At 37.0% G+C, this 8,563-nt stretch carries 5 protein-coding genes and 1 pseudogene; 2 read left to right on the top strand and 4 right to left on the bottom strand.

The annotated features are described in order from the left end of the window. Positions 1 to 511 (top strand): polysaccharide deacetylase family protein (locus tag FJR38_RS18115; protein ID WP_168538578.1); only part of this gene is annotated, 511 nt, incomplete at its 5' end. Positions 512 to 526: 15 nt separating this feature from the next. Here the strand turns inward: FJR38_RS18115 and FJR38_RS18120 are convergent. The 4 genes from FJR38_RS18120 to FJR38_RS18135 form a co-directional block, all read right to left on the bottom strand. Beyond that, positions 527 to 2,713 carry a dynamin family protein gene (locus FJR38_RS18120; RefSeq protein WP_168538584.1) on the bottom strand — a complete coding sequence of 729 codons (2,187 nt, stop codon included), beginning with the start codon at positions 2,711 to 2,713 and terminating at the stop codon, positions 527 to 529. A gap of 132 nt (positions 2,714 to 2,845) precedes the next feature. After that, positions 2,846 to 4,927 carry a dynamin family protein gene (locus FJR38_RS18125; protein WP_168538586.1) on the bottom strand — a complete coding sequence of 694 codons (2,082 nt, stop codon included), beginning with the start codon at positions 4,925 to 4,927 and terminating at the stop codon, positions 2,846 to 2,848. Positions 4,928 to 5,197: 270 nt separating this feature from the next. After that, positions 5,198 to 5,500: a hypothetical protein gene (locus FJR38_RS18130; protein WP_168538588.1), complete on the bottom strand. Its 303-nt coding sequence runs from the start codon at positions 5,498 to 5,500 to the stop codon at positions 5,198 to 5,200. Between the two features lie 213 nt (positions 5,501 to 5,713). Further along, positions 5,714 to 7,024 carry a hemolysin family protein gene (locus tag FJR38_RS18135; RefSeq protein WP_168538590.1) on the bottom strand — a complete coding sequence of 437 codons (1,311 nt, stop codon included), beginning with the start codon at positions 7,022 to 7,024 and terminating at the stop codon, positions 5,714 to 5,716. A 245-nt stretch (positions 7,025 to 7,269) separates the two neighbouring features. Between FJR38_RS18135 and FJR38_RS28640 the strand changes: the two are divergent. After that, positions 7,270 to 8,563, top strand: a pseudogene (locus tag FJR38_RS28640) (transcription-repair coupling factor); the annotation flags it as partial.

Consider the following 8,563-nt stretch of genomic DNA (forward strand, 5'->3'; position numbering starts at 1 on the left):
TATTACCGCTAGTTTTTTCTGGTTAGGAAATTGTGTAAATCGGTTTCCAGAAATTGCGAAAACAGTCAGCGAAGAAGGACATTGGATTGGGTTACATGGTTATGAACATGATTCTTTTCCTCTGCTTTCCCCAACGCAACTACAACAAAGTTTAGAAAAAACTCAAGTTGCTATTTACAATGCTTGTAATTTACCACCTGAATTAGTGCGAGATGTGCGTCCTCCTAATGGGTTTTTCACACCGGGAACATTAAAGTTATTTCAAAGGTGGAATTATCGTCCAGTTATGTGGAGTGTTGTTCCTGAAGATTGGGTTCTTCCTGGTGTAAATGTGGTCGTAGAACGAGTGATGAAGCAAGTTAAAAATGGTTCGTTAATTGTGTTACATGATGGTTATTTTGGGGGCAAAGATGTGGCAGAAACTATTAATATTTTAATTCCCCAATTATTAAAACAAGGGTATAATTTTGTGACTGTTGATAGTTTATGGAAATGTGATCAAAAAATATAGTTTATTTACCTGCAATTAATCATTATTTTTCTCTAAAATACTGTAAGCTTCATTTACTAACCTCATCTTTTCTTGAACTTGCTTTTGCATTTGTGGTTGATTAACAAATAAATCAGGATGCCATTTTTTTACTAATGTTTTATAAGCTTGTTTCACTTCCAGAAAAGAAGCACTAGGTTGTAATCCTAAAACTCTATAAGCGTAAATAATTTTATCTTTTTGTGCTGGTGTTTTGGGCGGACTTTGTGACTTTTGATTGGCACCAGGTGATTTCATATTAGCTTTTATTTGCGCTATTTCTTGTTCAAGTTCCCAAGCTTGGAATTTTGCTTCTAATTCTGCGGGGTTTGGTGGTGGGGTATAAACTTGCTGACGCAGTGGTTCTACTTTGGGAGGAGTATTTCCCTGACGTGGTGATTCTACCTTTCTGTCTGGATTTCGATGAGTATTTTCTTTTGGAGGTGGATAAAATTGTTGTTTAGGGATTTGAGAATTTACAGATTTAGGTTGATTTTGATAAGGTGGATATTTACTGGTGATATTCGCTTTTTGTAACTCTCCTAATAACTGATTAAATTGATTTTGCAATTTTTGTAAATTTTCCCTTTGTTGAGTAATTTCCACTGGTTCTTGACTAACTTCAAAGTAAATTACTTTTCCTGATTTCTTTTCATATTCAGCTAAAATAGATAAACCTTGACTACTAAAACTAGATAAATATTTTTCAGCCGCAGCTATACAAATTTTGGCAACTTGTTGATTATAAGAATCTTTAGCTGATTGTTCATCCTGTTTTTGTAAGTTTTTATTTAAAATATAAGAAATACTTCCCACCACAGCAGCACCGACTGGACCACCCAATAACCAACCAATACCACCACCAACAGCTAGAGAACCTGGTTCAGTTAAATCATTTGAATTATTTTGTTTTTCAGGTAAAGTTAATTGAGGTGAATGAGGAAAAGGAATTTTTAAATCTTCTGGACGTTCTGATTTAAAAAAATTATAAGCTTGATATAGCCATTTAATTACAGAGTTTTGTAATTCTGTCAAGTCTTTTTTCAACGTGCCTGTTTGCCAAGATTGCAAATTATTTTCAGCAAGTGCAACTGCAACATCAGCGTGGTATTTCCTGAGTAAATTAGGTAAAGATAGCCAAGTTTCTAATTCATAAATGCTGGTTTTAAAACCTTGATAAATTAGCTTTTGAGCTTTTTTATTAATTTCTATTTTAGCATTCTCCTTATCATCAAAACTTTTAATTGCTTGAGAATAATTAGAAACTTGATCAAATAATAAAGCTTGTAGTTGAGAAGATACAGTTTGTACCCTTGGTAAACGTACATTACTAGAATTTTGTTGTAAAATCCCGACTAGATTTTGCAAAGCAGTTTCAAAAGCTGCTAAACCACTACTATTTGCAAGTGCAACATCTCCTTTTAATCTAGCGCGTAAAGCAGGTAAAGCATCAACTCGATATAAATTACTAAAACCTGGAGGTAAATCAGCGCGAAAACTTTCAGCTACAAATAGTAAGCGATTTTGGACCTGTTTCTGTTCTTCTGGTTCGAGTAAATTGAGAAAATTGGCGACAAAAATAACTGTTTTAATATTCCTATCTAATAACCAATCGCGGAGATTTTCTCTTTCTCCTAAAGTCATTAGTTTCCTTGCATCTAATAATTGGATAACTAAATCCGTACTTAATAACCGATCTTTTACTAAATTATCTTGTGCTTCCCTATCATTAGTTCCAGGTAAATCAACAAATTCTATTCCTGTTTCTAAAAAAGGATGGGGACAAAAAACTTCGACAGATGCAACATCTTTTCGCATCTGTCTATTATCATCTAAAATTGCAAATTGTTTTAAAATTTCTGTACCACTGCGATAGATTTCTGTACCATCTATTAACATAATCCTAGTGCGGATAGTTGTACCATATTTAACAGTAATTGCTGCACCTGTTGTGGGGATTAAATCAATGGGTAAAGTCCGATTTCCTAAGATTGCATTGAGTAAAGTTGACTTACCATGATTAAAAGGTCCAAATACTGCGATCTGAAAATTAGGATTAGCTAAATGATGACAAATAGAAGTGACATCTTGATGTAGTTGGGAATTCCGATCTAAATTCAATATTCTACAAGTAGATTTTAAAGCATCTGTCAATTCACTATAACGTTGATATTTGTGCTGCATGATCTTATTTGTAAACTACATTTTAGTAATACTCTTATTTCTCCATTTTCTTCTTACTTTGCGCCTCTGCGTCTCTGCGTGAGAAAAAACTCTGGTGTTGGGTTTCCTTACGTCAACCCAACCTACTTTTAATTAGCTATAATAAGCTAATAAGTTGCTGTAAGCAGTTTCGATTTTTTGCAATTGTTCGATGATGTTTTCTTGTAAATTTTTAAAGCGTTTAAATTCACTTTCTCGATTAATTTCCCGTGTTTTTTTCTGTTGGAGAAGATTATCTAATTCTGATTTTCGAGAAGCAATATCATCATTAATCCGCTGACTTACTTCCTTTTCATAAGTAGTAAAACACTCTTTGACTGCATCATAAACAATGGGTGCTTGTTCGTTTGCTACTTGGGGAAGATATTTTATTAACTCTTTTTTTGTGGTTTTAACTAACTCTTTTCTGGCTTGATCTGCTTGGAGAATTCCTACTCCCAAACCTAATAAAGCAAAACCAATGGGACCAAGAAAAATGCCTGTAACGGCGGTAATTATTCCCCCAACACCAATAACAGTAAAGTAGTTTAAGAGAATGTTTTTCCAATCAAAACCTGCACCAGCTAAAGCGACACCAGCTAAGTTACCTCTAGATAAAGATAGTAAACCCATAGCCCATTTTGCCCAACCAGGAGAGTTATCGTCTTCTGTAGTAGAATGGGTATTAACATTCACCTTTTGTCCAGTTAATTTTTCGGTGATTTGGTTAGTTACTTGATTGTAAGAAGCACCATATTGTGCAGCAGAGTTAGATAATTCTCTAAATGCTGTATTCATGTCTTTTTCAGCAGTTAAAGTCCAAGCGGAAAACTTATCTGTGATATATTGTTCAAAGGCTTTTTGTAGTGCGGTGTTAAAAGCGTCTCGTTTTCCACTACTTAAGAAATCGAACAAATTTAATTCTGGTTGATAGCGTAAGAAATCATTTTCAAAGGTATTTCCTAAGTTTAAAACATAGCTACGAAAAGATTCAGATATACCTCGTGCTTGAGAATCACTCGTATTGATGATTTCCTTTTGGAATTGATCACGGATCTGATTGAGTTTAGTAAATTCAGGTTCAACAGAATCAATGCGTTTTTTTAATTCATCTACATCTTGATCTAGTAAGGGAATTCGTCTGTCAATGGCTTCACAGGTATGGTTTACAGCTTGTCTAGCTAAGGTTCTGACTTGACGTAATTCAGCGATCGCTCTTTCCCTCGTCAGAAAGGTATTTAACGCCCCCATAAACTCTGGAAAACCTGTTTTACTCAAGTCAGCTTGGGGATTTTTTAATCTGCGTCTTAGTGCTTGAATTGAGGATAGTTCAAAGACTCTTTCATCATAGATATCTTGTCCATCTACATAACAATATTCGGCTAAATTGGCTTTAAATACTTGTCGGAGTCTAGTTTCTGCTGATGTTAATTCTTCCATATCATCAGGATCAATTAATGATTCTTTTACCTGATCCCAAGCATTAACTAAGAAGAAAACGGATAAACCCCGTCCTTTGATATAATTCTCTAAATAACGTCTTTCACCTAATGTACAAGGTTGAGAAGCCCGCATCACAAATAAAATTGCATGACAGTTATTCACATATCCTAAAGATAATTCATTTCGGGCTTCTGTATCATTCAAACCTGGACTATCAACGATTTCAATGCCCTTTTCTAGTAAAGTTAAAGGATACTCAACTACAGCATAATCAACATCAGGAAATGCTTGTTTTTGTTCCTGTTCTAACTTTTTGGCTTCGGCTGGATCTATGGTATATTTATATTTAAAGCTTTGAAAATCTAGCTGTTGGGGACTTTTGCCATCATTGAAATGAATAGTAACTTTCTTTTCTGCCCCATAGCGGAGGATTGTTAATACTGCTGTGCAGGGATTTACATCGCTGGGTAATAAGTTCTCACCAATTAAAGCGTTGAGAAATGTACTTTTCCCCCGTTTCATGTCACCTAAAACTAAAAGCCGGAAGACTCCATTTTTGAGATTTTTACTAGCGGCTGTAATGTCTTCAATATCTCTGGTTAAACTCAGTTTACCGGATGAATTATCTCCAGCTAATTCTGCTTGATTAATGGTATCGGCGATTTTACTTAAACAAATAGAAATTTCTGAACGAACTTGAGAAACTCGTTCTAAATCGTTGATAAATTTTTCAGTTCCCACTTGATAATTCATGGTGATACTTTAAGAAGGTGACAGGGAAGAAGGTGACAGGTGACAGGTGACAGGTGACAGGTGACAGGTGACAGGTGACAGGTGACAGGTAACAGGTGACAGAGAAGAAGTAAGAAGTAAGAAGGAAGAAGGAAGAAGGAAGGATTAGAAGAAGATCAGAATATTCTTGAATCTGGGTTATTAAGCATTGTCCATTATTAATTATCAACCTTGAATAGAGATTAAAAACGTGAATTGATGAAGTTTTTAGATTTGGTTAACAAGGGTTATTTAAGGTTTTTTGAATTTTGATTCTAGGAAGAGTTTATAAACTAGAAAAACCAAAGCCCCAAAAATAACAATTCCTGCTAAAGCTGAAGCTACTCTGACAGCAACTAAAGTTGCAACAGCTAGTCCAAAAAACTTACCACCGAGAATTAATTTTTTCAGCCAAGGTTTTTGAGATGGTTCTGGTTGATGTTTCTGGGTTTGATAAAAAGGTGCATCAATAGCATGGATTTGATCATCCATTTCTTTCAGTCGCTTTTCCACCTGACGTTGAATGTCTTGATTATGTTCATGAGGAGATTTCATTAGCGTCTACCTTGGTTAAGACATTTGTGATAGCTTCTTTGGGCGACTATAAGTCGCTGCTACACAGACAAAACCCACCTCCGTGGGTTCAAAAGTCCATTTTTGTGGATTTTGTTTGGGTAGTAGAGATTGATAATCGCTGGAAAGTTGTCTTTTCCAACTCTTATCTTCAATGTTTTGTGATTGCTTTTCGGAAATTAGGGGATTATTCCTTCACTCATTATGACTTACCTTGGGTGCAACTAGCACTTTATCAACCCGGTTTCCATCCATGTCCATAACTTCAAAACGCATACCATCCCATTCAAAATGATCTGCGGCTGTGGGAATGCGTCCTAAATGGGTGATGACAAAACCGCCTAATGTTTGATAATTTCCTCTTTCCTGAGTTTCTAACTCTTCCATATCAAAAAGTTCTAAAAACTCTTCTATTCCTAACATTCCATCTACTAACCAAGAACCGTCTTCTCTTTGTACAGCTTGGGGTTCTTCTTGTCCTGGTTCTGCGGGAACATCACCGACGATTTCACTCATAATGTCATTAAGAGTTACTAAGCCTTGAATTACACCGTATTCATCTACGACTAAGGCCATGTGAGTAACAGTTTGTTTGAATAATTCTAAGACTTTTAAACCGCGGGTACTTTCGGGGACAAATACAGGTTGACGTAATCCGAGAGTTAAGTCTAAGGGTTCGTTGCGTAAACTTCTCGCTAATAAATCGGTGACAGGAATGATACCAAGGACATTATCCAATCCTTCTTGACAAACGGGATAGCGAGAGTAGGCGCTTTCCACCATTTTATGACGGTTTTCTTCGGGAGAATCGTCTAAGTCTAACCAAACTATATCAGGACGGGGTGTCATTAAGTAGGTGACAGGGCGATCGCCTAACCGGAAAACTCTTTCTACCATGTCCTGTTCGGCTTCTTCAAATGTTCCGGCTTCGGTCCCTTGTTCGATTAAAATTTTAATTTCTTCTTCTGTAACTTGCGGTTCTTTAGAAGGTGTAATTCCCAAAATTCGTAACACTAAGTCTGTAGATGCACTTAAAAGATAAACTATAGGAGAAGCTAGTTTTGCTAAAGCACTCATGGGTATAGCCACCAAAGCGGCTACTTTTTCGGGATTATTTAAAGCGAGGCGTTTGGGGACGAGTTCACCGACAATCAGGGAAAGATAGGTAATAATTAAAACCACTATCCCCACAGCGATCGCATGACTATAATTAGCTAAAATTGGGATTGGCTGGATATAGTCTTCTAGTCTTTTGGCAATGGTAGCACCGCCGAAGACACCATTGAGGATATTAATGAGTGTAATCCCCACCTGCACAATAGACAAAAAATGGTTGGGAGATTCTGCTAATGTCAATGCAACATTGGCGTTGACATCTCCTTGATTAGCTAACTGCTGTAGTCTAACTTTCCGGGCTGAGACTACGGCCATCTCAGACATAGAAAATATCCCATTCGCTAAAATTAGCACCAAAATCGTTAAAATTTCAAAACTGATGGAAGACATTTTTAAAATTGTCGCTATAAAGAGTAGATGTATCTGGCGATGAAAATTCAGCCGATATTAATTATTTCCTTAGTATCTAATATTTAAGGTGATTCGATAAAGACTTTGAATATACACAAAGTAGTAGTTAAGCTTGATTCTTTCCCCTTCATCGTCAAGAGTGGGGTTAAAACTTTTAAAATAGTTGATATAAACTCCTTCTAGATTTTTGTATCTACAACGATTTCCAATTTAGCGTAAAACTTATGGCCTTTTCTTCCATTGTGCGTGCTTTGGCGCGATCGCCTCTCACCGCAGAACTTATTACTAAACTCAACAAACAACAGGAATTGCGGTTAAATGGTATTTCTCGTCTCCCCAAGGGAATGGTCGCTTCAGCATTAGCAAACTATGAAGATCAGAATTTATGTGTGGTGTGTGCCACTCTGGAGGAAGCTGGCCGAGTTTTCGCCCAAATGGAAGCAATGGGCTGGAAAACTGTCCATTTTTACCCAACTTCTGAAGCTTCTCCTTATGAACCCTTTGACCCTGAAAATGAACTCAGTTGGGGTCAAATGCAGGTTTTGGCTGATTTGGTCAGTTGTCAGTCGTCAGTTGTCAGTGGTCAGTTGTCAAAACAAAAAACTGCCATAATTGCGACTGTGGGGGCGTTGCAGCCACATTTACCACCACCGGAGGCGTTTAAATCATTTTGTGTGACTTTGGAAAAGGGGATGGAATTTGATTTAGATGGGTTTGGCGAAAAAATCACGATTTTGGGTTATGAACGAGTTCCTTTGGTGGAAACAGAAGGACAATGGAGTAGACGGGGGGATATTGTGGATGTGTTTCCGGTGTCTTCCGAGTTGCCTGTGCGCTTGGAATGGTTTGGAGATGAAATTGAACAAATTCGGGAATTTGACCCCTCTACGCAACGTTCTGCCCTGGATAAGGTGGAAAAAATTACCCTCACCCCCACCAGTTTTACACCAATTATCAACACAGCACTGACAGAAAATGTAGAAAAGTTCCAGGGAACGTCTCTACAAGAAGGAAGTCGGCGGTTTTTGGGGTTGGCTTTTGCAAAACCTGCTTCATTGCTGGACTATTTACCAGAAAATACTCTTGTTGCCATTGATGAACCAGAACAATGTTATGCTCATAGCGATCGCTGGGTAGAAAATGCTGAAAGTCAATGGTCCGTAGGGGCGAAGCATTGGGAAGATCAATTATCGGTGGTTGTAAAAAATAGTTCTCCAAATGCTTCGCCCGTACATTTGTCATTTGCATTAACTAAGATTCATCGGTCTTTTGATGAATGTATAGGGGAAATTGGGAATTTTAAAAAGTTATATTTATCGGAATTGTCGGAAGAAAATAGTGGACTGAATTTAGCGAGTAGACCTTTACCTGTCACACCTCATCAATTTGCTAAGTTAGGGGAAACAATTAGAAAAGAGAGGGAACGCAATTTTGCAGTTTGGATAATTTCTGCTCAACCTTCTCGTTCTGTTTCTCTTCTCCAAGAACATGATTGTCCTGCTCAATTTATCCCCAATC

Origin of the sequence: Anabaena sp. UHCC 0253, from assembly GCF_009712085.1 — a bacterium.
Classification (GTDB): domain Bacteria; phylum Cyanobacteriota; class Cyanobacteriia; order Cyanobacteriales; family Nostocaceae; genus Dolichospermum.